Raw genomic sequence first — 25,240 nt, 5'->3', positions numbered from 1 at the left:
AAAAAAGGCTTTCTTTAAGTGTATAAAACTCAGATTTATCTTGTTACAAGTATCTTTTTATTCAATAAAGCTTTGCCGGATTCATCTGTGATATTCACAATATATGAACCGCTAACCAAATTTTTAAGATATACCTGTTGATTTAATTGACCATCTTTTACAGACAATTTTTGCGTCAGTACATTCTTTCCGGAAATGTCAAAAACACTCACTTTTATATTTCCTTTTACTGATTTATCGTTCACATTTACATAGACAAAATGCTCGTCAACCTTGGTTGGATAAACATCTAAATTAGCAAAAAGATTCGTAGAAGATGCTCTGTCATTAACAAAATATTTACTTGCCAAATCATAAATATGAAGATTACTTTCTCCTGAAAGTTGTTTTGCTTCTAAATCATCAAGAGTCATTTCATACATTGAAGCTCCTTTTGCACTTGCTATAACAATTTTACCTTTAGAATTTACCGCAGCTCCGTTCACAGAATAATTTTCAGGAAGACCGGATATTTTCCCGATAAATTTTGCATTTAAATCTTTAGTAGAAACCTTAAAAACATTTCCTGAAGTTGAGAACACGTAAAAGTTATTTTCTCCATCAGCAATCATATCTCCGCCAAATCCGGCTTCCATAGAGGTGAAAGAATTTTTACCATTGGCAGCATCGTCTTTTATAATTCCAAGATCGCTTACCACAAACTGATTATTTTTTTTACTGATCTGAAGAAACTGCGTTCCTGAATTATTAATGGCATAAATATCTCCGTTATATCCTGTTGCCATTCGAGTAATATGAGAATTGATATCACAAGATGTAACTCTTGCAACGGTATTTTCAACTAACGTAATCTCCTTTGTTTTTTGATTTAAAACATAAATGTTAGAAGAAAACATTGGCATGTAGAATAAATTATCACCTGAAGAATCGTAAGCCAAAGCAGCTAAAGTCATTGACTGTGCATGATTGTACGAAGTTTTGTCCTCAGTAACTGTAGATTTTCTTGCTTGAGAAATAACTCTCGCTTCCGAAGAAACTCCAAAGATGCTTTGACCGGAAGTTCCGTCTGCATCCATTGCACGAAAATCGCTAAACTCTATTCTTGGAGAATCTTTACCTGCAAGAGCGAAAAAGTCTTGTTGTGCATTAATGGTATTTCCAAGTAATAAAAGAATAATAGGGAATAAATGTTTTTTCATAAGTACTAATTAATTTTTGTAATTGTTTTACTGTTACTAAGTTAAACATTTTTTGATTTGATCAAAAAAATATTTCAATATTATACTTCAAATTGTTGACATAAAAATTCACGCGCATAAATTAATAATCTTGTACGCATGAATTGGGTTTGATGCATATGAATTTCAAAGTTTGAAATAGATTATGGAAAATGATATGAAATAAAAAACTCCCACCTTAAAAGTGAGAGTTTCTATGATATGATTGAAGTAAAATTAATTTAAAACGTAAGAAGTGCCGTCTCTTCCGTCTTTTAACTCAATCCCTTCTGCTAAAAGCTTGTCTCTGATCTGGTCTGAAAGATCAAAGTTCTTAGATTTTCTTGCCTGATTTCTCAGCTCGATTAAAACCTGTAATGTCTGATCTAATTTTTCATTGTTGTTTTCTTCGATCGCTTGAAGACCTAAAACATCGAATATCAAAGCATTTAAAGTTGATTTTAGATCTTCCAAATCCTCTGTTGAAATTGCTTCTTTTTCATCTTTTAAAGCAAAAATAAATTTCACTGCTTCAAATAAATGCGCAATCAAAACTGGTGAATTAAAATCATCCGTCAGAGCATCATACGCTTTAGTTTTCCATTCTTTAAGATTGAAACCTGATTCTTTTTGATCGTTTGGACTGATTGAATTTAAAACTTTTACAGCTTCCATTAATCTTGTAAAACCTTTTTCGCTGGCAATCATTGCGTCATTGGAAATATCTAAAACACTTCTGTAATGCGCCTGCAAAAAGCAGAAACGAACAATCGTGGGATGAAAAGGTTTTTCGAAGAAGTCATTATCACCTGAAACTAATTGTTTAGGCAAAATATAATTTCCGGTAGATTTGCTCATACGCTGAGAATTCATGGTCAACATATTGGCGTGCATCCAGTAATTCACGGGTTCAATATCATTGCAAGCTTTTCCTTGGGCAATTTCACATTCGTGGTGTGGGAATTTAAGATCCATTCCGCCACCGTGAATATCGAATTGATCACCTAAATATTTAGTACTCATCGCTGTACATTCAAGATGCCATCCCGGGAAACCTTCTCCCCAAGGCGAATTCCAACGCATGATGTGTGCAGGGGAAGCTTTTTTCCACAACGCAAAATCCTGTGGATTTTTCTTTTCTCCCTGTCCGTCAAGATCTCTTGTATTGGCAAAAAGTTCTTCGATATTACGTTTTGAAAGTTCGCCGTAGTTCAGGCCTCTTTTGTTGTATTCTAAGACATCAAAATAAACCGAGCCGTTGCTTTCGTAGGCAAAACCTTTCTCGATTAATTTTTGTGTTAGTTCTATTTGTTCAACAATATGACCGGTTGCAGTAGGCTCAATATTCGGAGGAAGTAAATTGAACATTTCTAAAACTTTGTGGAAATCAACTGTGTATTTCTGTACAATTTCCATTGGTTCCAATTTCTCCAGACGGGTTTGTTTTACGAATCGGTCGTTATTCACGTCTCCATCGTCGGTAAGGTGCCCTGCGTCGGTAATATTTCTTACGTATCTCACTTTATATCCCAAATGCATTAGGCTTCTGTAGATAAAATCGAAAGAAAGAAAAGTACGCACATTTCCCAAATGCACATTGCTGTAAACCGTCGGCCCACAAACGTACATTCCGATATTTCCATCTAAAATCGGTTTAAATATTTCTTTTTCTGATGTAAGCGAGTTGTATATTTTTAGTTGCATTAATTTTTTTTTAATTAAATGATTGAATGATTAAAAGGAGTCAAAAATTAGACTAACAAATTGTTCCACAACAAATTATGATTGTGTGGAAAATCTGATTTTTAACTTTTCTAAATTTTATCATTTCTAAATTTTAATAATCAAGTTTCGCATGACTTCCTACATAATGCAGAAATTCCTGTCTGGTAATAGGATTGGTTCTGAAAATTCCGCTTAATTCTGCAGTAATGGTTGAACTTGCCGTGTCTTTTATTCCTCTGCAGTTGACACAAAGATGTTTTGCATCAATGATACAGGCAACATCCTTTGTTCCTAAAGCTTCTTTCAGTGCATCCACAACCTGCATCGTTAATCTTTCCTGAACTTGCGGTCTTCTTGCGTAATAATCTACAATTCTGTTGATTTTCGAAAGTCCGATCACATCACCATTTGAAATGTAGGCAACATGTGCTCTTCCGATAATCGGTAAAAAATGGTGCTCACAGAAAGAATATACCGTGATGTCTTTTTCCACCAACATCTGGCGGTATTTGTATTTGTTTGAAAAAGTAGAAATTCCTGGCTTATTTTCCGGAAGAAGCCCGCCGAAAATTTCATTCACGTACATTTTGGCAACACGTTTTGGGGAATCTTTTAAGGAATCATCCTCCATGTCTAATCCTAAGGTTTCCATGATTTCTCCAAAAAGTTTTGTGATTTTTTCTATTTTTTCCTGTGGCGATTTCTCAAAAGCATCTTCACGGATCGGCGTATGCTCTTTCCCTGTGAAAATATCATCATCGTTATCGGTAAAATCAACCATTTTTATTTATTTTGCAACAAAAATACGGATAAAATTAATTCTATATTTTAATTTAGCTCAAATTTGAATTACCTTTCACCTCTATACAGTCTAAAATATTATGATCATTGCTGAAGAAGTACTAAATAATGCACAAAAGAAAGAATTTCTAGAGTTTCCTGCCAGACTTTATAAACACGACAAAGCGTATATCCGACCTTTAGACAAAGATATTGAGCGCGTTTTTGACAGCAGTATAAACAAATGTTTTGCAAATGGTGAAAGCAAACGTTTTCTGTTTAAAAATAACGCCAACGAAACAATAGGAAAAGTAGCTGTTTTTATCAATAAACAATACATTGAAAAGCAACCAACAGGAGGAATTGGTTTTTTCGACTGCATCAATGATCAGACAACCGCCAATTTTATCTTCGATCATTGTAAAAACTGGCTTCAGGAAAGAGGAATGGAGGCAATGGATGGCTCTATTAATTTCGGAGAACGGGATAAATTTTGGGGTGTATTGATTGAAGGTTTTAGTCCACCTTTATATGGGATGAACTACAACTTTCCTTATTACAAAGCGCTTTTTGAGAATTATGGTTTTGAAATTTACTATAATCAGCTATGTTTCAGCAGAAAAGCTCACGCGCCCACTTCAAGGATTTTTAATATTATGCATGCCAAATATTCAAAAAATGAAAACTTCTCTGCAAAGCCCGTTAATAAAGCGAATATAAAAAAGTTTGCTGAAGATTTTCACATCATTTACAATAAATCCTGGGAAAGCCATGGAGGAGGAAAACAAATGTCATTAGATGATGTAAAAAAGCTTTTCAATACGATGAAACCTGTAATGAATGAGCATATTGCATGGTTTGCCTACGAAAATGGAAATCCAATTGCGATGTGGATTAATATTCCGGATCTTAATCAATGGTTTAAGCATTTGAATGGTAAATTTGGAACTTGGGAAAAACTAAAATTTCTGTACTATAAAACTTTTAAGCACAATTCTAAATTTGTCGGTTTAATTTTCGGGGTTCTTCCCGAATGGCAAAACAAAGGTGTAGAAGGCTACCTCATTGTGGAAGCTGCAAAACATTTTCAGGTTGCTACAAAATTTGAAGATTTTGAAATGCAGTGGATTGGAGATTTTAATCCAAAAATGTTGGGTCTTGCAAAACATCTTGAAACCGAAGTGACAAGAAAACTGGCAACGTACAGATATTTGTTTGACAGAAATAAGGTTTTTGAGAGACACCCGGATATTCAATAATTTCACCCTTTCTTTTTATTGTATTTTCCATTAATTTAAAAAAAAAATAATATATTTGACAAATTTAATCATCCATTATAATGAGAAAAACAATATTCAGCATTATACTATTTTCGAGCGTTTCTATACTTGCACAAAGTTTTACACCGGGTGCATATCAGTCATCATATTCAAATACATTATCCGTAAATAGTTTGGGAGGAGACCAAGCTGTATTTGGAGTTAGATCTGAAAATTCAGGGAGATCTTTAAAATATGATGAAATAATTGGAAGTCCATATTTTGATAAGAATTTTTACGAAGCAACAGTTTCAAAAGATTATGAAAAAACTACTGTAAGATATAATAGTTATTTGGATGAAATTGAATTTCAAAAAGATGGTAAGCCATTAGTATTGCCTAAAGATTCTAAGTTCTCACGAATAGAGATCGCAAAAGCCAAAGAAACTATGGTTTTATTGGAAACTGATGACGATCTAAAAGGTTATTTTTTCGAAGTTTTGAATGGAAACAATTCACTGTATAAAAAAATAAAAACTAAATTTATTGATGCAATGCCTGCAACTAATTCCTATGCTAGTGATAGACCTGCAGTTTTCAAATTATTAGATCCTATTTATTATATAAAAACTGAAAATGGTTTTATTAAAAAACCTAAAAATCAAAAAGAGATAATGGCACAACTTCCTAATAAAAAGGATGCACTAGATTCATTTTTCAAAGAAAACAAAATAAAATTTGATAAAGAGGAAGACTTGAAAAAACTTGTCAATTTCTTGAATCATTAATTATAAAGGCTATCTTCACAGGTAGCCTTCCTTTTTCAAAATAACTCTCCTGCCACTTTTTTGATATTGTCACTTTTTCCCATAGAATAAAAATGTAAAACAGGAACACCAAAATCCAATAATTCTTTACACTGATGAACCGCCCATTCTACACCGATTTGTTTTACGGCTTCATTATTCTTTGCGCTTTCAACTGCATTAATGAGATCTTCAGGTAAATCTATTTTGAAAACCTGTGGCAATAATTTCAAATGTTTTTTTATCGCAATCGGTTTTATTCCCGGAATAATCGGAACCGTGATCCCCATTTCTCTTGCTTTATTTACAAACTCAATGAATTTTTTATTATCGAAAAACATTTGTGTGACGATGTAATCTGCACCTGCGTCTACTTTTTGTTTTAACCATTTTAAATCATAATTCATAGACGGAGCCTCCATGTGTTTTTCCGGATAACCCGCTACTCCAATGCAGAATTTATTATGTTCGTCACAAACTTGTTCTTCGTCATGAAGATATTTTCCCCTTCCGAGATTGTTGATTTGATTGACCAAATCCATTGCAGTGGCGTGACCTCCCGGAGTCGCTTCAAAATACTGATGCCCTTTCATTGCATCTCCGCGAAGTGCCATTATATTGTCAATTCCAAGATACATACAGTCCACTAAAAGATATTCTGTTTCTTCTTTAGTAAAACCTCCACAAAGTAAATGGGGAACAGTATCTACACCATATTTATGCTGAATTGCTGAACAAATACCCAACGTTCCCGGTCGCATTCTCGTAATTCTGCGCTCCACCAAACCGTTTCCTTTATCAATGTAAATATATTCTTCGCGAGAAGTAGTCACATCAATAAACGGGGGTTTAAATTCCATCAAAGGATCAATGTTGGTATATAAATCTTCAATCCCGATTCCTTTTTGAGGCGGAACAACCTCCAAGGAAAATAGGGGTTTGCCGTTGGCGTTTTTTATGTGGTCTGTGATTTTCATTTTTAATGAATAGTGAATTATATATTTTTTGATTGAGTGATTTTGTTTTCCGGCGGCGGCTTTGCCGCCGCCGGAAAACAAAAAATCTAAATTCCGTCTGCTAAATTTGGAGAAAGCCATTTTTTAGCCTCTCGTAAAGAAATTCCTTTTCTTACCGAATATTCTTTTACCTGCTCTTCTGTGATTTTCGCCAAACCAAAATACTTTGCGTGCGGACTTCCAAAATAATATCCGGAAACGGCAGCCGTTGGGAACATCGCTAAACTTTCAGTAAGATAAACCCCAATGTTTTCTTCAACTTTTAATAAATCCCAAATTGCATGCTTTTCTAAATGATCGGGGCAAGCCGGATAACCGGGAGCGGGACGAATTCCTTTGTATTTTTCGGCAATTAAATCTTCATTGCTCAGATTTTCCTGATTAGCATAACCCCAGTATTCTGTACGAACTTTTTTATGTAAAAATTCTGCATAAGCTTCTGCAAAACGGTCTGCGATTGCTTTTACCATGATGGCATTGTAATCGTCGTTGTCTTTTTCATATTGATCAGATAATTCATCAGTTCCAAAACCTGTTGTCACACAAAAAGCTCCCATATAATCGGTTTTACCGGTACTTTTTGGAGCAATAAAATCACTTAACGCCAGATACTCTTTCCCTTTCGACTTTTGAAGTTGCTGTCTTAGTGTTAAAAATTTAACCACTTCCTGATCGGTTTCATCATAGATTAAAATATCGTCGGTTTCGTTTGAGTTAGCTTTGAAAATTCCAAATATCGCTTTTGCGGTGAGTAATTTCTCATCAACAATCTTCTTTAAAATTTTTTTTCCGTCTTCGAACAATTCTCTAGCCTGCTCTCCTACCACCTCATCTTCCAAAATATTCGGATATTTTCCATGTAAATCCCAGCTTCTGAAAAACGGTGACCAATCGATGAATGGAACCAATTCATTCAAATCCTGATTTTCAAAAACCTGAATTCCTAGCTGATTTGGAGTGAAAATTTCTTCGTTTTCCCAATCAATTTTAAATTTATCCTTTCTTGCTTGTTCCAGTGAAACATAATCTTTATCAATCTGTCTATTTAAAAACTTCTCGCGGAAATCTGAATAATCGTTTTTCAAATCGTTTACATATTCCTTATTGCGATCTCCCAAAAGAGAGCTTACCACGTTGACTGCCCTTGAAGCATCATTGACGTGTACGACTGCATTTTTATATTTTAAATCTATCTTTACAGCAGTATGTGCTTTTGAAGTTGTCGCACCTCCGATTAACAAAGGAAAATTAAGATTCTGCCGTTCCAACTCTGAAGCGATGTAAACCATTTCGTCCAAACTTGGCGTAATTAATCCGCTCAAACCGATGACATCTACATTATGATCAATGGCTGCCTGAATAATTTTCTCAGCAGGAACCATCACTCCCAAATCGATAATATCGTAATTATTACAACCTAAAACAACACTCACAATATTTTTCCCAATATCATGAACATCACCTTTTACGGTTGCCATTAAAATTTTCCCGTTGGGTTTCTGAGCAACATCTTTTTCGGCTTCGATAAACGGCTGAAGATAGGCAACTGCTTTTTTCATCACACGAGCAGATTTTACTACTTGAGGAAGAAACATTTTTCCGCTTCCGAACAAGTCTCCGACAACGCCCATTCCTGTCATTAGATTAACTTCAATGACATGAAGAGGTCTTGCAGATTGTAATCTTGCTTCTTCAACATCTTCTTCGATAAAACGATCAATACCTTTAACTAATGAGTGTGTAATTCTTTCCTGCAAAGGATAAGAACGCCATTCTAATTCTTCAACCTTTTCTTTTTTAATTGATTTATTTCTTTCGGAATAATCTAAAAGACGTTCTGTAGCATCTTCTCTTTTATCGAGAATCACGTCTTCTACAAGCTCGAGAAGTTCTTTGTTAATTTGATCATACACCTCAAGCATTGCAGGATTTACAATCCCTATATTCATTCCGGCCTGAATGGCGTGGTAAAGAAAAACCGAGTGCATCGCTTCACGTACCGTATCATTTCCACGGAAGGAGAACGAAACATTAGAAACTCCACCACTCACCGAAGCGTACGGAAGATTTTGTCTCACCCATCTTGTCGCTTCAATAAAATCGATTGCGTTTCGGCGGTGCTCATCCATTCCTGTTGCAACCGGAAATATATTTAAATCGAAAATAATATCTTCAGCCGGAAATTTAACTTCATTCACCAAAATATCGTAAGAACGCTTTGTTATTTCAAGTCTTCTTTCGTAATTATCGGCTTGCCCTACCTCATCAAAAGCCATTACAACGACAGCTGCTCCGTATCTTTTTATTGCTTTGGCGTGTTTTACGAACTCTTCTTTTCCTTCCTTTAAACTGATAGAATTGACCACGCATTTTCCCTGAACAACCTGCAGACCTGCTTCCAAAATCTCCCACTTGGAGGAATCGATCATGATGGGGATTTTGGAAATATCCGGTTCTGAACCAATAAGATTAAGGAATTTGATCATGGAAGCTTTTCCATCAATCAAACCGTCATCAAAATTAACGTCAAGAATCTGAGCGCCGCCATCAACCTGATCTCTGGCGATATCTAAGGCTTCAGAAAATTTTTCTTCTTTAATTAATCTTAAAAACTTTTTAGATCCCGCAACATTGGTTCTTTCACCAACATTTATGAAATTACTTTCCTGAGTTATAATCAAAGGCTCGAGACCTGATAATCGAAGGTATTTGGTTGTCGGTTGCCGGTTGTCGGTTGTCAGATTTATACTGTTACTTTCCATTGTTCAACTTTTTATAATAGTTAATAAATCCGTTAATTAATTTTTTGCAAACTAAAACTTGATTTGAAATTTTATTAAATTCGAGTTCGGAAATATAATTTTGGTCTAACGATAAGTAAATTTGGGTTTCCAATTCAAATAAAGAACCCTTTGCAATATGCAAAAATTGTATTGTATCATTAGAGGTTCTTCTTCCACAACCTTCAGCAATATTAGATGGTATTGAGACAGAACATTTTCTAATTTGACTAGTTAATCCAAAAAGTTCTTCTTTAGGAAATTTTTTGGTTTTTTCGTAAACTAAATTTGTTAATTTTCTTGATTCTATCCATACTTCCAAACTTGTATAATCCATATTTATTTTCATATTTCCCTGACAACCATCAACTAACAACCGAAAACTTTCTAGGTTCATATTTCTCAACCAAATCAGCAATAGCTTTAATATGCTCAGGAGTTGTTCCGCAACATCCACCAATAATATTGATCAATCCTTTTTCTACATATTCTTTAATTTGAACAGCCATTTGTTCCGGAGATTCGTCGTACTGACCGAATGCATTGGGTAATCCTGCATTGGGATATGCCGAAACACAAAATTCAGAACTGTGTGCTAATGTTTCTAAATAAGGTGTGAGCTGATTCGCTCCTAAAGCACAGTTGAATCCTACGCTCAGTAAATTCAAATGTGAAACTGAAATTAAAAATGCTTCCGCAGTTTGTCCGCTCAGTGTTCTTCCTGACGCGTCAGTAATCGTTCCTGAAACCATGATCGGAATTTCAATTCCTCTTTCTTCCTGTATTTCATCGATGGCGAAAAGTGCAGCTTTTGCATTCAAAGTATCAAAAATGGTCTCAACCAAAAGAATATCTGATCCTCCATCCAATAGAGCTTCGCACTGCTGTTTGTATGCTAATCTCAATTCTTCAAAAGTTATCGCACGATAACCGGGATCATTAACATCCGGGCTTAAACTTGCAGTTCTGTTGGTTGGTCCTATAGAGCCTGCAACAAATCTTGGTTTATCAGGATTTATAGCCGTGAATTCATCACAGACTTTTCTGGCAATTTTTGCAGATTCATAATTTAGTTCATATACCAAATCTTCCATGTGATAATCTGCCATTGCGATGGTAGTCCCGGAAAAGGTGTTGGTTTCAATGAGATCGGCTCCAGCTTTGAGATATTTTCTGTGAACTTCCTCAATCGCTTCAGGTTGTGTGAGCGAAAGGAGGTCGTTATTTCCTTGTACGGGATGTTCCCAATCTTTGAAACGCTCTCCACGGTAATCTTGTTCCACAAATTTGTATCGTTGAAGCATCGTTCCCATTGCTCCGTCGAGAATGAGAATGCGATCTTGTAGTGCTTTATATAATTGTGCTGAATTTTTCATTTAATATTTCGGCGAAAGCCAATTTTATATTTATTTAATTAAAATGATCTAAAGCCCGCTCTTATTGAATTAATCAAGCGCCTGCTTCAAATCTGCGATAATATCATCCACATTCTCTAAACCTACTGAGCAGCGAACCAAACCTGCGGTAATTCCCACTTCATTTCTTTCTTCATCAGACAGTTTGGAATGCGTTGTAGATGCAGGATGCGTGACAATCGTTCTCGTATCACCAAGATTAGCAGAAAGCGAGCACATTTTTATTGAATCTAAAAAGTTTCTTCCGCCTTCAATGCCGCCTTTGATTTCGAAAGCGACCACATTTCCGCCCAACTTCATTTGCTTTTTGGCAATTTCATAGCTTGGATGAGATTTTAAAAATGGATATTTTACCAATTCAACATTGGGATGACTTTCTAAAAACTCAGCCACTTTAAAAGCATTTTCACAGTGTCTCTCAACACGGATAGCCAATGTTTCTAAACTTTTCGACAAAACCCAAGCGTTGAACGGCGACATTGCCGGTCCGGTATTTCTAGCGAAAAGATAGATTTCTCTTATTAAATCTTCTCTTCCAACTGCTACACCGCCTAAAACACGACCTTGTCCGTCAATTAGTTTTGTTGCTGAATGCACTACAATATCAGCTCCGTACTTAATAGGCTGTTGAAGATAAGGCGTCGCAAAACAGTTGTCTACAATAAAAATCAGATGATGCTTTTTTGCAATTTGACCAAAAAATTCTAAATCTAAAATTTCAATCGCAGGATTTGTCGGAGTTTCCAAATACAGAATTTTTGTATTTGGTTTGATGTAGTTTTCTACATTTTCAGAATCTTCGGCTTTGAAATAGGTGGTCTCAATATTCCATTTTGGAAAATATTTGGTAAATAACGTATGTGTAGATCCAAAAACTGATTGGCAGCTAACAATATGATCTCCTGCATTAAGCAAGGTCGCAAACGTTGAATAAATGGCTGCCATTCCTGTTGCAAAAGCGTAACCAGATTCTGCACCTTCCATTTTTACTATTTTATCTGTAAATTCTGTGACATTCGGGTTTGAAAACCGGCTGTACAGATTTTTAGATTTTTCTTCGGCGAAACTTGCTCTCATATCTTCTGCATCTTCAAAAACAAAGCTTGAGGTAAGATACAATGGCGTAGAATGCTCATCAAAATGAGATCTTTCGGTTTGGGTTCTTACGGCAAGGGTTTCAAAATTCTCCATGACAATTGTAATTATTTAGTTTCACTTAGTCTTAAAATATCTCCGAAGACACCTCTTGCTGTAACTTTTGCTCCGGCTCCGGCTCCCATGATCACGATGGGGTTTTCACCATAACTTTCGGTGTAGATTTCAAAGATTGAATCTGACCCTTTTAGTTGTCCTAAGGCTGAAGTTGCAGGAACAGAAATTAATTTCACATCCAATTCGCCTTTCTCTTTCTGTAAGTCTCCGTGCAAATCTCCAACATATCTTAAAACGTGATCCTGTGCTTGATTTTTCTTCATTTTATCATATTCATCATCTAATTCTCCCAATCGTTCGAGAAATTCTGGTTTGGAAATCGAACTCAACACATCCGGAACTAAATTCTGAATTTTGATATCTGTAAATTCATTGATTAAATCTAATTCCCGCGCCAAAATCAACAGTTTTCTCGCAACATCATTTCCTGATAAATCTTCTCTTGGATCCGGTTCGGTAAAACCTTTTTCTAAAGCTTCAAGCACGATTGTTGAAAATTTATCGTCTCTCAAAGAAAAATTGTTGAACACATAACTCAATGTTCCTGAGAACACACCTTTAATTCTCGTAATATTTTCTCCTGACAGGTGTAAAAGTTTTATGGTGTCAATTAATGGTAAACCTGCTCCAACATTGGTTTCGTACAGATAACGTTTGTTATTTTTGTTCAACGTATGTCTTAGTTTACGATATTCTTCGATGGGAAGTGTATTGAAAATTTTGTTTGATGAAACTAAATCGAATCCGTTTTCTGCAAGAGCATGATAGTTTTTCACAAAATCAATACTCGCAGTATTATCCACAACAATCAGGTTTTCAAGCTGATTTTGTTTTGAAAAATTAATCAATTCGTCTACACTTGAAGATTTTTCGGCCGCAAAAACCTCATCACTCCAATTGCTGTCAAATCCTTTTTTGCTGAAAGCTATTTTTCTTGAATTAGCAACAGCTACCACTTTCAAATGAATATTTTTTCGTCTTTTAATTTCTTCTGAAGATTGTAATACCTGTTCTATTAAGGTTTTTCCTACATTTCCGTGACCTATAATTGCCAAATGAACTGTTTTTGGTTTTTTGAAAATTTCAGATTCAATGATATTTTTAGTCTTCTCATCCTGAGAAGAGGTCACTATGATATTGATGCGTTTCTCGCTTGAATTTTGATTTAAAAGCAACGGAAAAACATTATTTCTGGCCAGTTCAGAAAGTATTTTATTTAAATCTTCTGCTACAAAACCGATGACAGAAACATTGTTGATGCTGTAAATTTGTGAAACCTTTCCTGATTTTCTTTCTTCAGCAAATTCTTCAATCAGGCAATTGACTGCTTTTTCAGAATCATCTTCATGTACGAGAATTGATAATCCATTTTCTACAGCTTGTTGAGAAATCACTCCCACACTGATTCGTGCCAAAGTAAGTGCTTTAAAAACTCTTCCGTCAATTCCTATTTCACCTAAAAAATCTGCTCCTTCAAATTTGATGATTGATCGATTTTTTAAAAATTTTATTTCGTTTGCATTATTTTTCATCTGATATTTATTTTCTTATTTGTGGAATTTCGCTTACGCTCTATTCATCTACAAAATATTTTTTATAATATTATTTAATTGTTCGTATTCCATTAAAAAGGCATCATGCCCATGAATTGATTGGATCTCGTGGTAGAACACATCTTCTTTTTCAGTTTTTAGCTTCTTAAAACACGTTTGAATTTGAGAAGCCGGGAAAAATAAGTCGGTATCTACAGAGATCATGTGCATTCGTGCTTTGATTTTACTTAAATCTGCATCGTTTGTATTGATGTTCATGAGCAAATAATTCATCAGTTGGTATGACTTTAAACTAAATCTTTCGGCAAGAGATTTCCCATGATAATTCAACCAGTCTTCAGATTCTAATTGCTGTTTTTCCTCATTGAATTTATTTTGAAATCTGTTATTTAAAGACTCAGGGGTTCTGTAACACAGCATCGCATGAATTCTTGCTTTTTGGAGAGGTTCATTATTCCCATTTAATAAAAATTGTTGAACCAAACATTGGGCATGTAACCAATCATGAGTTTTATAATGGCAAGCAATCGGGATAAAAAGCTCTGCTAAATCTTGTTTTTTAGCAAGCATTTCCCAACCAATTCCGCCCCCGAGCGAGCCTCCGATAATGGCATATAAGTTTTTAATATTCAAAGTTTCAAGACCTTTCAGAAAAATATTCGCTATATCTGAAGATGTAAACTCTGAATATTCGTCGATAAAAAAATCATCATACCCATTTCCTGGAATATTAAAACAGAGAACCGTAAATTTGTTTGTATCAGTTGCCTGGTTTTCCCCAATCAAATTCTTCCACCAACCTGTCTCTCCCGAAACATTTGAATTTCCGGTTAAAGCATGATTGACCAAAATAATGGGTGCAGAAAACAAGTCTCTTCCAAAAAGCTGATAGCTTAATGGGATTTGATATTCCTTGTGGGAATCGGTTCGGTACAAAAAATTAATATGTTGCAGTTCTGTTTTCAATTTTATATTATTAAAATAAATTTGAAAATGCCAAGGGAAATGGCTGAAAAAGAACTTCAGTAAGTTATCTGTCCAAAATAAAATTTTATTTGGTAGAACGTAGCACCTTCTTCGCTTGCGCAAAGGGTTGCTAAGGTTTCACAGGGTCTATCCCTCAACCTTTCTTGATAACATTTTCAATATGTAAATGAACGAATGGTGCAAAGATAATACATTTCTCTTAAAAAATTAAATAAAAATTATTTTTCGTTAAAAATCCTTTATCTGAAAGCGTTTCAGAAGCATGTTAAGAATTATTAAGCTTAAAAAAATTGGTTTTTTTTACCAAAAAATCTACCTTAGCAATGAAAAATGATGTGATATGAGTGTCGAGAAGCAAAGACTAAAAGATAAAAACTGGTTAAACTGGGGACCTTACGTAAGCAACCGACAGTGGGGAAATGTACGTGAAGACTACAGCCCAAACGGTGATGCGTGGCATTTTGCCAATCATAACAATGCTGAAAGTTATGCATATCGTTGGGGTGAAGAAGGTATCGCAGGAATCTCAGATACCAAGCAGCTTTTTTGCTTTGCACTTTCATTTTGGAATAAAAACGATGAAAGAGTAAAAGAACGGTTTTTCGGATTGAGCAATCCGCAGGGAAATCACGGGGAAGACATCAAAGAAATTTTCTATTACTTAGACAATACACCTACTCATAGTTATATGAAAATGGTGTACAAATATCCTATCAATAAATTTCCCTACGAAGATTTAGTTTCAGAAAATGGTAAACGAACCAAAAAAGAGCAGGAATATGAAATCATCGACACCGGTATTTTCGATAAAGATGAATATTTCGATATTTTTATTGAATACTGCAAAGGGAATATTGATGATATCTTGGTGAGAATTACCGTTTGTAACCGAAGTCGGCAGGATGCACCTATAGTAGTGATTCCGACCGCATGGTATCGAAATAATTGGAAATGGGGATATAATGAATACCAAGGACAGCTGGAAGATTCTCATGATGGATGCATCAACATTAATCACGACAGCGTTTCGTTAAAAAAGTTTTATTCGAAAAATAAAAATGCACAGAGCGTTTTTTGTGATAATGAAACCAATACTCCTAAACTTTACGGATGCCCGGAAATTGATAATACATTCTACAAAGATGGCATCAACAATTTTGTCGTTCATCAGAAAAACACCATTAATCCGGAAAAAAAAGGTTCAAAAGCTTCGTTTATTGCTGAGGCGGAAGTAAAAGCCGGAGAATGTGAAATTTTTGAATTCAGACTTGCACCACATGAAATGGATGATGCATTTTATGATTTTGAAAATATATTCAATGCAAGAATCTCTGAAGCGAACGAATTTTATGAAGAGATTCAGCAGGATATTCCCAATGAAGATGAAAGAAATGTGCAGAGACAGGCTTTTGCCGGGCTTCTCTGGAACAAACAATTTTACCATTATAACGTAGGAAAATGGCTAAAAGGAGATCCTAATCATGAAGCACCAAGAGATTTTAATCATTATGTGAGAAATACCGAATGGGAACATCTTCACAATAAAGATATTATCTCCATGCCGGATAAGTGGGAATATCCTTGGTATGCGACTTGGGATTTGGCATTTCACTGTGTTCCGTACGCAATTATTGACGGCGATTTTGCTAAAAATCAGCTCCTTCTCTTAACCAAAGAATGGTACATGCATCCCAACGGACAAATGCCTGCTTATGAATGGAATTTAAGTGATGTAAATCCGCCTGTGCACGCTTGGTCTTGTTTCAGGGTTTTTAAAATCGATGAAAAAAGTAATGGTAAGCCTGATCTTTTATTTTTAGAAAAAGTTTTTCAAAAACTTCTTTTAAATTTTACATGGTGGGTAAACCGAAAAGATAAAAACGGCAAAAATATTTTTGGCGGCGGATTCTTGGGACTTGATAATATCGGAGCTTTTGACCGAAACATGGAATTAAAAGATGGTGAGCATCTTGAACAAGCTGACGGAACGAGTTGGATGGCGATGTATGCACTAAACATGATGCGTATTGCCATGGAACTAGCTCAGTATTACCAAGTTTATGAAGATATGGCAATTAAATTCTTTGAGCATTATCTCTACATCGCAGAAGCCATGGAAAATATGGGTGAAGACAAGGAAGGTCTTTGGAACGAAGAAGACGGATTCTTCTATGATGTACTTCAGCTTGGAAATGGTGAAAGTGTTACCCTAAGATTGAGAAGTATTGTAGGGTTGATCCCATTGTTTGCCGTGGAAATTATTGATCATCATCTTTTGGATAAAATGCCTAATTTCAAAGCAAGAATGGATTGGGTTCTTAAAAACAAACCTGAACTTGCCAATCTGGTTTCTCATTGGGACGAAGAAGGTAGCGGCAGAAAACACCTGATGAGTATTCTTCGTCGTACAAGACTGAAAAAAGTTTTATCAAGAATGGTGGACGAGAAAGAATTTCTAAGCGACTACGGAATCCGTGCGATGTCAAAGGTTTATGAAGCCAATCCTTTTGTGTTTACCGTTCACGGTAATAAGAATGTAGTGTATTATACTCCTGCAGAAAGCGATAGCCGAATGTTCGGAGGAAACAGCAACTGGAGAGGTCCTATTTGGTTTCCGATTAACTTCCTGATTGTAGAAAGTCTTCAGCGTTTTCATTTTTATTACGGAAACAGCTTGAAAATTGAATTTCCGACAGGAAGTGGTGAACAGAAAAATCTGGATGAAGTTGCCCACAATATCAGCAACAGACTCTGCTCTATATTTTTAAAAGATGAGAGTGGACAAAGAGCTTTCAACGGAGGAAATTATAAATTTAACTATGATCCAAATTTCAAAGATTACATCACATTCTTTGAATATTTCCACGGAGATAACGGTCGTGGTGTAGGAGCATCTCATCAGACAGGCTGGACAGCTACTGTCGCTAAATTACTTAAACCTAGATTAGCGTAATTGGGTAGGGGAGTTTTAGTGTTGGAGAATTTATGAGTTATATGCTTTTATTTTTTCCTACTCAAACTCTCCCACTCTATTTATTCACCTACTTTCTCTCCGTTTACATACACTTCATAACCGATTTCAACATTAGGTTCTAAAGTTTTTGAAACCGAACAGTATTTTTCGAATGATAATTCTGAAGCTTTTAATGCTTTTTTAGGATCAATTGTACCTTCTAAAAAGAATTTAACCATAATTGATTTAAAAGGTTTTGCATCTTCCACAGGAATTCTTTCACCTTCCACTTCAGCTTTAAAATCTGTAATTTCCTGTCTTTGTTTTTTTAAGATTGAAACTACGTCGATTCCGCTGCATCCTGCAACTGCCATCAGTACGCTTTCCATTGGGGAAACTCCTTTTGCACCAGGTTGTGAAGTGTTGTCTAAAAGAATTGAATTTCCCTGTGCGTTGGTACATTCAAATAAAAAGTCGTCGTTTATTCGGTTTAATGTTATTTTCATTTTGCTTATTGCTTATTGCTTATTGCTTATTGCTTATTGCTTATTGCTTATTGCTTATTCGAAATTATAAAATTCCTCTTGCCTTAATTTCAAGATATTTATTAATAACTTCCACATTCAGATTTTCCGGAAGTGTGTAAACAGAATAAATTCCGTATTTTCTTAATTCCTGAATGATCAATTTTTTTTCGAATTCAAATTTTTCTGCAATCACTTCATCGTAAATCTCCTGCATACTTTCAGGATTTTTGTGAAGTAAAGACTGAAGTTCTGAATTTTTAAAGAAAACCACCACCAGTAAATGGTTTTTGGCGATTCCACGAAGGTATTTCATCTGCCGGTTTAAAGCGTCCAACGTTTCAAAATTGGTAAAAAGTAAAACCAAACTTCTTTGATTCACAGAATATTTTACATCCTGATATAATCTATTAAAATCACTTTCAAAGAAATCTGTTTTAATATTATAAAGCGCTTCTGAAATCCTTCTTAACTGACCAGATTTATTATCTGCAGCAACTTTATTTTCCGTTTTTTTGGAAAATGTCATCATTCCGGCCCGGTCGCCTTTTTTAAGAATAATGTGGGACAACGCCATACTCGCATTAATAGAATAATCAAGAAGACTTAAACCTTTGAATGGCATCTTCATGGTTCTCCCCTTATCAATCAGCATAAAAATACGCTGCGATTTTTCATCCTGAAACTGATTGACCATCAATCGATTGGTTTTTGAGGTTGCTTTCCAATTGATGGTTCTTACATCGTCTCCGGGAACATATTCTTTAATCTGCTCAAACTCCATCGTATGACCGAGTTTTCTGATTTTTTTGATTCCTCCGAGTAAAAATTCGTTTTGCAACGCCATCAATTCATATTTTCTAAGATGAACAAATGACGGATAAGCAGGAAGCATTGCATTCTTCTGAAAGGTAAATCTTTTAGAAATAAAACCTAATGGCGATGACACAAAGACATTTAAAGCTCCGAAACTATATTCTCCTCTTTCTTTCGGCTCAAGAATATATTGAAATAAAGTGTTTTTACCGGATGCAATTTGTTTTTCAATTAAAAAATCTCTCTTCTGAAACTGAAACGGAATTTCATCAATGATTTTTGTATTAATTTTAAAACTGTAATTATTTTTTATATCAACTTTTACTGCATTTTCATCGCCGTTTGATAATTTTTCGGGCAAAATTCTCTGTGCTAAAATCCCGTCTTTTTCTCTGAATAAAAGCAGACAATCGACCATCGCAGTAAGAAAAACCAACAATAAAACGACATGCGCTACAATCATTAAAAACGGAAAGAAAAACGCAAAAACATACAGAATCCCCACTCCGATGAGCGTGAAAAAAAAGCGGTTGTTGATGAATAGGTTTTTCATTTATTTCAGTTAAAAGCTGTAGAAAATTAAATCTCAATTATTGATGATTCTTATCTTGGGATTTCGATTCCTTCCAAAATCTGACGGATAATTTCATCAGCCGTCAATCCTTCCATTTCTCTTTCCGGAGAAACGATTACTCTATGTCTCAATACGGCATAACTGGCTTCCTTGATATCTTCAGGAGTGACAAAATCTCTTCCTCGTAATGCAGCAAAGGCTTTTGAAGCTGTCAACAAAGCTAAACTAGCTCTTGGTGAAGCTCCTAAATATAAGAATTGATTTTCTCTTGTATTGATAATGATTTTTGCGATGTATTCTATCAGTTGAGATTCAACGATGATTTCTTTAACCAGTTTTTGATAGTTACCCAATTGCTGCGCACTAATAACAGGCTGTACGACCTCTGTTTTATCTTCGTGTCTGCTTTCGTGTTGGTTTTTGATAATGGAAATTTCCTGTTCAAGATCAGGATATCCAACATTTATTTTAAACAAGAAACGGTCAAGCTGTGCTTCCGGAAGTCTGTAAGTTCCTTCATGCTCGATCGGGTTTTGGGTTGCCACCACTAAAAACGGGGCTTCCATTTCGTATTGTGTTCCGTCCATCGTTATTTGCCTTTCTTCCATCACTTCAAACAGAGCAGATTGTGTTTTAGCAGGCGAACGGTTGATCTCATCAATCAAAATAAAATTTGAGAAAATAGGACCTTTTTTAAACTCAAATTCAGAATTTTTCATACTGAAAATTGAGGTTCCCAAAATATCTGAAGGCATCAGATCCGGAGTAAATTGTATTCTGCTAAAATCTACATCAATTGTTTTTGCTAAAAGTTTTGCTGTAATCGTTTTCGCAACTCCCGGTACACCTTCTATCAAAACGTGACCATTTGATAACAACGCCGCCAAAAGATGCTCTATCATATCATGCTGACCTACGATTACTTTTGCAATTTCTAATTTTACTTTTTCTAAACTAGTACGAAGTTCCATCATGTCAATTCTTGACGCAAATTGACTTTCGTTTTTATCTAAATTGATAGAATTTTGCAGTTCTGTATTTTGGTTTTCCTGGTTTTCCATTGTTTATTTAATTTAATGAGCTCCGTAGGAGCGAAATGTTTGTAGTTTATCGTTGAGTATATGATGCATGGCTCCGTAGAAACGACACTTAATCATCATAAAATTCAAACATGTATTTTTCATCGTATTGTATTTCAAATTTATTTAAAATTTCAAGATATTCTTCCTGGAAATTTTTCTTTTTATGATGTTCTTCCTGATTAAGAATGTAATTAACAACTTTATCAATCTGACTTTTTGAATAAGAAAATGCACCGTAACCTTCTTGCCAATTAAATTTTCCATTTAACCATTTTTCTTCATTCATGAATTTTGAAGAATTTGCTTTAATATCACGAACAAAATCTGAAATTTTGAGATTCAAACTATTAAAGCCTACAAGAAGATGAATATGGTCGGGATTAGCATAAACAGCCAATAACTTTTGATTACTATTCTTAATAATTCCAGAAATATATCTTTGCAAAACTTCTCTTTTTTCAGGCGCAATCAGATTTTGTCTCCCCTTTACAGCGAAGATAAATTGAATGTAAATCTGAATATAAGTATTTGCCATATCTGTTTCACTCCTTCGGAGTCCAATTTATTATTATCAATTTTATTTACAAACATGTCGCTCCTACGGAGCTCTCCTCTTCAATTTTATCGTAAAATTTCATCCAAAAGTTTATTCATTCTGGCCAAATCTTCCTTCATCACACTTGCGTAAGGATCCTGAGATTTTTTAATTAAAACTACAGCTTCATTAATAATTTCAATACTTTTTCCGGTTTTTAGCTGGAGTTTTTTTGGAAATTCTTCATCTAAGTTTTGGGTATCAATTAAAAGATCAAGTCTTACTTTATTGAGAAAATACTGAGATTTTTTCGCCATCATATCATGAAAATCCCCTTCCTGCAGATAAAGGTTCCCAATACTTTTTACAAAATCTACAGATGTATTTTTCAATGGTTCAATAATCGGAACGATGCGCTGTTTTCTTTTAGCATTAAAAAAGATAAATAAAACCAAACCTGCTAATAAAAGCCACCAAGCATATTTCAAGGCAGGATTTCCTAAAATAAACCGCATAAAAAATTGAGACTCTTTGGTATTTGCTTCCACAAACCAAAGCGTTTCTTTATCATCAAGATAAGAAAAAACATCCTGAGTATATTTTGTGTTTCCAGACTGCAGAAGATAATAATTGGTAAGGAAAAGAGGTTCACAATGTGCATAGATAGTACCTTTTCCAAATTTTGTTTCGATGAAATTAACCTGATCTGTATTTTCATCTTCAACAGTTTTTCCCAATGCCTGAACGTTCGGTTTGATATAGGAAAAACCACGTCCAGAAGGGAATTTATCAAGTTTTATGAAATCGTTTTGATATTTTTTATCAGTCAGTTTCAGAACATTTTTATCTTCAAATGAAATTTGTGAATCATAAAAGCCAATCGTGTCTGAGATCTCTTTCGGCATTTTACTCATAATAAACATCGCATCAGAGCCATTCGAAACTTCATTAAGAATTTTCTTCCAGGATTGGATATCAATATCACTTTCTATGACAAGAATATTATGAGGTTTCTTCTTATTTTGGCTGTAATAATCGTAAGCCGTAACCTCGATTTTTTTCAGATTACTTTTAAATAAATCTTTCACTTCCTGATTAAACACAAATAATCCGAAAGGTGATTTTTCATTGACATCAAAATTCTTACGCCAGTCTACAGCTTCTTTTTTGTTAACTTCAAACAATGCCAAAATCACCATGATAATGATAAAAATAATAGCATATATTCTGAAAGTTTTATTCATTTTTAGCTTTTAATTATGGTTTGAATGACTGATATTGCTCTTTAAATTTCTCATAACTCTGCTCATCAATACTGAACTCTCCGTACCAAACATAATCGAAAATATAAGAAAGATTTGAAAATTCTTTTTTGAAAGTCGGAACCTTCAATTCTGCCACATAATCTTTATTGGTTTTTTCAGGATTCCAGAGAATGAGTTTTTTGTCGCTGAGTTTTTTCAGGACAAACAAAAACTGGTAGCGTACTGCAGAACGGTAATCTTTTGTACGTTCGAAAGTAGCAATACTTTCAGGGAAATTAATTTCGTGGATGTTCTCATGAAGTTCTTCATCATTGATGATGACTTTCTTATTTTTCTTTCCGAAAATGAAATTTCCATTCTTCCCGATGATAAATTTAACAATGAAATACAGTAGAAATCCTACCAGAATAATCGCAAAAATACGCACGAGCAATGTTGTAATCTGAGCTGAACTTTCTAAACTCGTTTCTCCAAAAATACTCTGAATAATCTTTAAAACTTTCTTCATCAACTTATCCCAAAATGATTCTCTGGGTTTTGAAGTCGAATAGTCAAACTCTTCACCTTTATATCTTGACTTGATGTTTGCTTTAAAATCTTTAGGATAGACTGTGTTTTCAGAAACAGGATTTTTAAGCAAAACAGAATCTGCAGGATACATATTTTTATAATGTCCCGTAATCAAAGAATCCTCATAAGATTCTTTGTAGTAATCATCATAAACAGCCGTGCTATCTACTTCCTGAGCATTTAAAAACCCAAAATATAAAAGAAAAAATATAAAGAAAAAGATTTTATTCATTGATTCCTATCGTATCTATTTCTGCTAATTCTACCTGCTGATGAAGGTCTCTTCTGCTGTCATAATACATCAAACCTGAATTTATATACAATAAATTTGAAAGGAAAAATGAAATCAACAGTGAAAATCCATATGTCACAAAGAATAATATTCCCATTGTTCCTGAGAACGGATTTTGTTCAAAATTAGCATCAGGTTCGGTAGTAAGCATCGTTCCAAAAAATATAATCAAAGGAATCATTGTGAAAATAGTGGTAATCACATACAAAATAATTGAAATTACCGTCGTTGAACCCCAATATTTCCAGTAAGGAGACTTTTCTCTGCCATTTGGATAAGAAAACTGAGATCTGATAGAAAAACTTAAGCTTTCAAAAAATCCTTTTTGGCTGTTGAAATAATCATGCATCAAAAACATTATGACATTAAAAACCGTTGGAAAAACAAACAAAACCAAAGGCAGCCCAATAATGATGAGTATCATTGCATAAGAAACTCCCATCAAAATAAATGACAATGGGGTCACGATAAAAATCATTCCGAGACAAAGTATTCCAATTCGTCCGGCATTGTCCTTAAAGTCATTCAAAATATCATCCATTTTGATTTTATTTTCTCCTTTTGCCAGTCTTTTCAGATAAAATACAGGATAGAGATAATTGACAATCATTAAAACAGAAAAAAGCACAAACGTTATCACACCGATCATGATAAACATTCCTAGATTGTCTTCAAAATAGTTTTCAAGATAAGAGCTGTCCCCATTTATATTTGACCCAAAAATCTGCGTCAAAAACTCTCTGTATCCAAATATGACAACAACGACCAACAGAATGAGCAAAAGCCCGTTCAGAAGGATATAATTTTTAAAATAATTCTTCCCGTATAATTTGAAAAATCCAAAACTATCACTGATGAAAGCTCCAAAATCTCTATTTTTATAAAACTGCATCATGGGTATTTTTAATTGCGTTATTATGTTTTTTATTGACAATAAAAGGATACACAAAATAGTAAAATCCTATGATGGCTAAACATCCGAAGATGATGATCAGATTTAAAAATTCCGGCATTTTTAAGGCATGTCTTGTTACGTAACCTTCAATGATTCCTGCACAAATCGTGAATGGAATGGTGCTTAAAAATATTTTAAACGAATCTTTCAATCCGATTTTTAAAGATTCAAATCTAGACAATGTCTTTGGGAAAAGTATGGATGTTCCCAAAACCAATCCGCACATGGCTTCGATAACCATTGCGAAGATTTCAAAAACCCCGTGTAGCCAGATTCCTCTTGCGCTGTCTTTCAATGCTCCGTAATCATAGAAAAAATACTGAAACGAGCCCAACATCACAGAATTTGATAACAGCACATACAATGAACCGATTCCACCGAAAATTCCGTACAAATACATTTTCGCACCTACTCCAATATTGTTTAAAGTAATGCCTATTGTGCTTCCCCAAGTTGAGCCGCTTTGGTAAACACCGACCGCATTTCCTGCTTTAATATTTTCGATGGTGGTATTTACATAACTTTCACCCAAAATAATTTTGGCGAAATCTTTATCGTAAACTGCCGACAAAACACCCATCGAAGTGAAGAGAATAAAAAACACAAAAGCGTACATTAAATATCTTCTGTACTGATAAACCAGAAGCGGAACTTCTGTTCTGAAGAAATACAGCATTCTGTTTTCTTCCACTCTTTTGGTCTTGTAAATTTTCTGAAAAATCTGAGATGAAAGATGGTTAAGATAAACCGTCGTATTACTTTTCGGGTAATACGTCTGGGCAAAAGAAAGGTCATTAATCAGATTAATGTACAACGAAGACAGGTCATCAGGATTTTTTTTGATTTTCCCTTGAATAACCTGTTCGATTCCCAACCATTTTTCTTTATTTTGTTTAATAAAAAAAACTTCTCTCATAATTGTAA

The 25,240-nt window shown here is 34.6% G+C and carries 21 protein-coding genes and 1 riboswitch; of the genes, 3 read left to right on the top strand and 18 right to left on the bottom strand.

What is annotated here, in order from left to right:
• Nucleotides 1-35: 35 nt before the first annotated feature.
• The 3 genes from ACZZ9T_RS06140 to folE form a co-directional block, all read right to left on the bottom strand.
• Nucleotides 36-1,199 (bottom strand): T9SS type A sorting domain-containing protein, encoded by a 1,164-nt coding sequence (locus ACZZ9T_RS06140; RefSeq protein WP_463441330.1) that lies wholly within the window; start codon nt 1,197-1,199, stop codon nt 36-38.
• Nucleotides 1,200-1,454: 255 nt separating this feature from the next.
• The gene (gene cysS / locus ACZZ9T_RS06135) at nt 1,455-2,921 is read right to left on the bottom strand and encodes a cysteine--tRNA ligase (RefSeq protein WP_463441329.1); all 1,467 of its coding nucleotides are present in this window, start codon (nt 2,919-2,921) and stop codon (nt 1,455-1,457) included.
• Between the two features lie 133 nt (nt 2,922-3,054).
• A complete protein-coding gene (folE, locus tag ACZZ9T_RS06130) occupies nt 3,055-3,723 on the bottom strand; it encodes a GTP cyclohydrolase I FolE (RefSeq protein ID WP_463430478.1) in 669 nt (222 codons plus the stop codon).
• A gap of 100 nt (nt 3,724-3,823) precedes the next feature.
• Here folE and ACZZ9T_RS06125 point away from each other — a divergent pair, with 100 nt between their 5' ends.
• Together ACZZ9T_RS06125 and ACZZ9T_RS06120 are read left to right on the top strand one after the other, a co-directional pair.
• Entirely contained in the window at nt 3,824-4,981 is a 1,158-nt protein-coding gene (locus tag ACZZ9T_RS06125) for a hypothetical protein (RefSeq protein WP_463441328.1), read from the top strand.
• Between the two features lie 80 nt (nt 4,982-5,061).
• Nucleotides 5,062-5,769 (top strand): hypothetical protein, encoded by a 708-nt coding sequence (locus ACZZ9T_RS06120; protein ID WP_463441327.1) that lies wholly within the window; start codon nt 5,062-5,064, stop codon nt 5,767-5,769.
• A 35-nt stretch (nt 5,770-5,804) separates the two neighbouring features.
• On the opposite strand, the gene metF is transcribed toward ACZZ9T_RS06120, so the two are convergent.
• The 7 genes from metF to ACZZ9T_RS06085 form a co-directional block, all read right to left on the bottom strand.
• The gene (gene metF, locus ACZZ9T_RS06115; RefSeq protein ID WP_463430475.1) at nt 5,805-6,764 is read right to left on the bottom strand and encodes a methylenetetrahydrofolate reductase [NAD(P)H]; all 960 of its coding nucleotides are present in this window, start codon (nt 6,762-6,764) and stop codon (nt 5,805-5,807) included.
• 86 nt (nt 6,765-6,850) lie between these two features.
• Nucleotides 6,851-9,565 carry a methionine synthase gene (gene metH / locus ACZZ9T_RS06110; RefSeq protein WP_463441326.1) on the bottom strand — a complete coding sequence of 905 codons (2,715 nt, stop codon included), beginning with the start codon at nt 9,563-9,565 and terminating at the stop codon, nt 6,851-6,853.
• The gene (locus ACZZ9T_RS06105) at nt 9,555-9,920 is read right to left on the bottom strand and encodes a four helix bundle protein (RefSeq protein WP_463441325.1); all 366 of its coding nucleotides are present in this window, start codon (nt 9,918-9,920) and stop codon (nt 9,555-9,557) included. Before ACZZ9T_RS06105 ends, metH begins: the two co-directional genes overlap by 11 nt.
• 28 nt (nt 9,921-9,948) lie before the next feature.
• Nucleotides 9,949-10,959, bottom strand: a complete 1,011-nt coding sequence (locus ACZZ9T_RS06100; RefSeq protein WP_463441324.1) for a homocysteine S-methyltransferase family protein — start codon at nt 10,957-10,959, stop codon at nt 9,949-9,951.
• 69 nt (nt 10,960-11,028) lie between these two features.
• Complete coding sequence (locus ACZZ9T_RS06095) at nt 11,029-12,189, bottom strand: O-succinylhomoserine sulfhydrylase (RefSeq protein WP_463441323.1); 1,161 nt, start codon at nt 12,187-12,189, stop codon at nt 11,029-11,031.
• Nucleotides 12,190-12,200: 11 nt separating this feature from the next.
• Nucleotides 12,201-13,742 carry an ACT domain-containing protein gene (locus ACZZ9T_RS06090; RefSeq protein ID WP_463441322.1) on the bottom strand — a complete coding sequence of 514 codons (1,542 nt, stop codon included), beginning with the start codon at nt 13,740-13,742 and terminating at the stop codon, nt 12,201-12,203.
• A gap of 48 nt (nt 13,743-13,790) precedes the next feature.
• A complete protein-coding gene (locus ACZZ9T_RS06085; RefSeq protein WP_463441321.1) occupies nt 13,791-14,729 on the bottom strand; it encodes an alpha/beta fold hydrolase in 939 nt (312 codons plus the stop codon).
• A 61-nt stretch (nt 14,730-14,790) separates the two neighbouring features.
• A riboswitch (SAM riboswitch) is annotated at nt 14,791-14,903 on the bottom strand.
• 187 nt (nt 14,904-15,090) lie between these two features.
• Between ACZZ9T_RS06085 and ACZZ9T_RS06080 the strand changes: the two genes are divergently transcribed.
• On the top strand, nt 15,091-17,703 hold the full coding sequence (locus ACZZ9T_RS06080) for an MGH1-like glycoside hydrolase domain-containing protein (protein WP_463441320.1): 2,613 nt from the start codon (nt 15,091-15,093) through the stop codon (nt 17,701-17,703).
• A gap of 80 nt (nt 17,704-17,783) precedes the next feature.
• On the opposite strand, the gene ACZZ9T_RS06075 is transcribed toward ACZZ9T_RS06080, so the two are convergent.
• From ACZZ9T_RS06075 to ACZZ9T_RS06040, 8 genes are all read right to left on the bottom strand, one after another.
• Nucleotides 17,784-18,209 (bottom strand): OsmC family protein, encoded by a 426-nt coding sequence (locus ACZZ9T_RS06075; RefSeq protein ID WP_463430466.1) that lies wholly within the window; start codon nt 18,207-18,209, stop codon nt 17,784-17,786.
• Nucleotides 18,210-18,273: 64 nt separating this feature from the next.
• A complete protein-coding gene (locus ACZZ9T_RS06070; protein ID WP_463441319.1) occupies nt 18,274-19,596 on the bottom strand; it encodes a DUF58 domain-containing protein in 1,323 nt (440 codons plus the stop codon).
• Nucleotides 19,597-19,646: 50 nt separating this feature from the next.
• Entirely contained in the window at nt 19,647-20,678 is a 1,032-nt protein-coding gene (locus ACZZ9T_RS06065) for an AAA family ATPase (RefSeq protein WP_463441318.1), read from the bottom strand.
• A gap of 88 nt (nt 20,679-20,766) precedes the next feature.
• Nucleotides 20,767-21,234 (bottom strand): IS200/IS605 family transposase, encoded by a 468-nt coding sequence (tnpA, locus tag ACZZ9T_RS06060; RefSeq protein WP_463430464.1) that lies wholly within the window; start codon nt 21,232-21,234, stop codon nt 20,767-20,769.
• An 86-nt stretch (nt 21,235-21,320) separates the two neighbouring features.
• A complete protein-coding gene (locus ACZZ9T_RS06055; protein ID WP_463441317.1) occupies nt 21,321-22,478 on the bottom strand; it encodes a hypothetical protein in 1,158 nt (385 codons plus the stop codon).
• Nucleotides 22,479-22,491: 13 nt separating this feature from the next.
• The gene (locus ACZZ9T_RS06050) at nt 22,492-23,301 is read right to left on the bottom strand and encodes a DUF4129 domain-containing protein (RefSeq protein ID WP_463441316.1); all 810 of its coding nucleotides are present in this window, start codon (nt 23,299-23,301) and stop codon (nt 22,492-22,494) included.
• A complete protein-coding gene (locus ACZZ9T_RS06045) occupies nt 23,294-24,253 on the bottom strand; it encodes a DUF4013 domain-containing protein (protein WP_463441315.1) in 960 nt (319 codons plus the stop codon). The genes ACZZ9T_RS06050 and ACZZ9T_RS06045 overlap by 8 nt, the downstream gene beginning before the upstream one ends.
• Nucleotides 24,240-25,232: a stage II sporulation protein M gene (locus tag ACZZ9T_RS06040; protein WP_463441314.1), complete on the bottom strand. Its 993-nt coding sequence runs from the start codon at nt 25,230-25,232 to the stop codon at nt 24,240-24,242. The genes ACZZ9T_RS06045 and ACZZ9T_RS06040 overlap by 14 nt, the downstream gene beginning before the upstream one ends.
• Between the last annotated feature and the right edge of the window lie 8 nt (nt 25,233-25,240).

It is taken from the genome of Chryseobacterium sp. AC417 (assembly GCF_979258215.1).
This window is presented reverse-complemented; position numbering and strand designations above follow the sequence as displayed.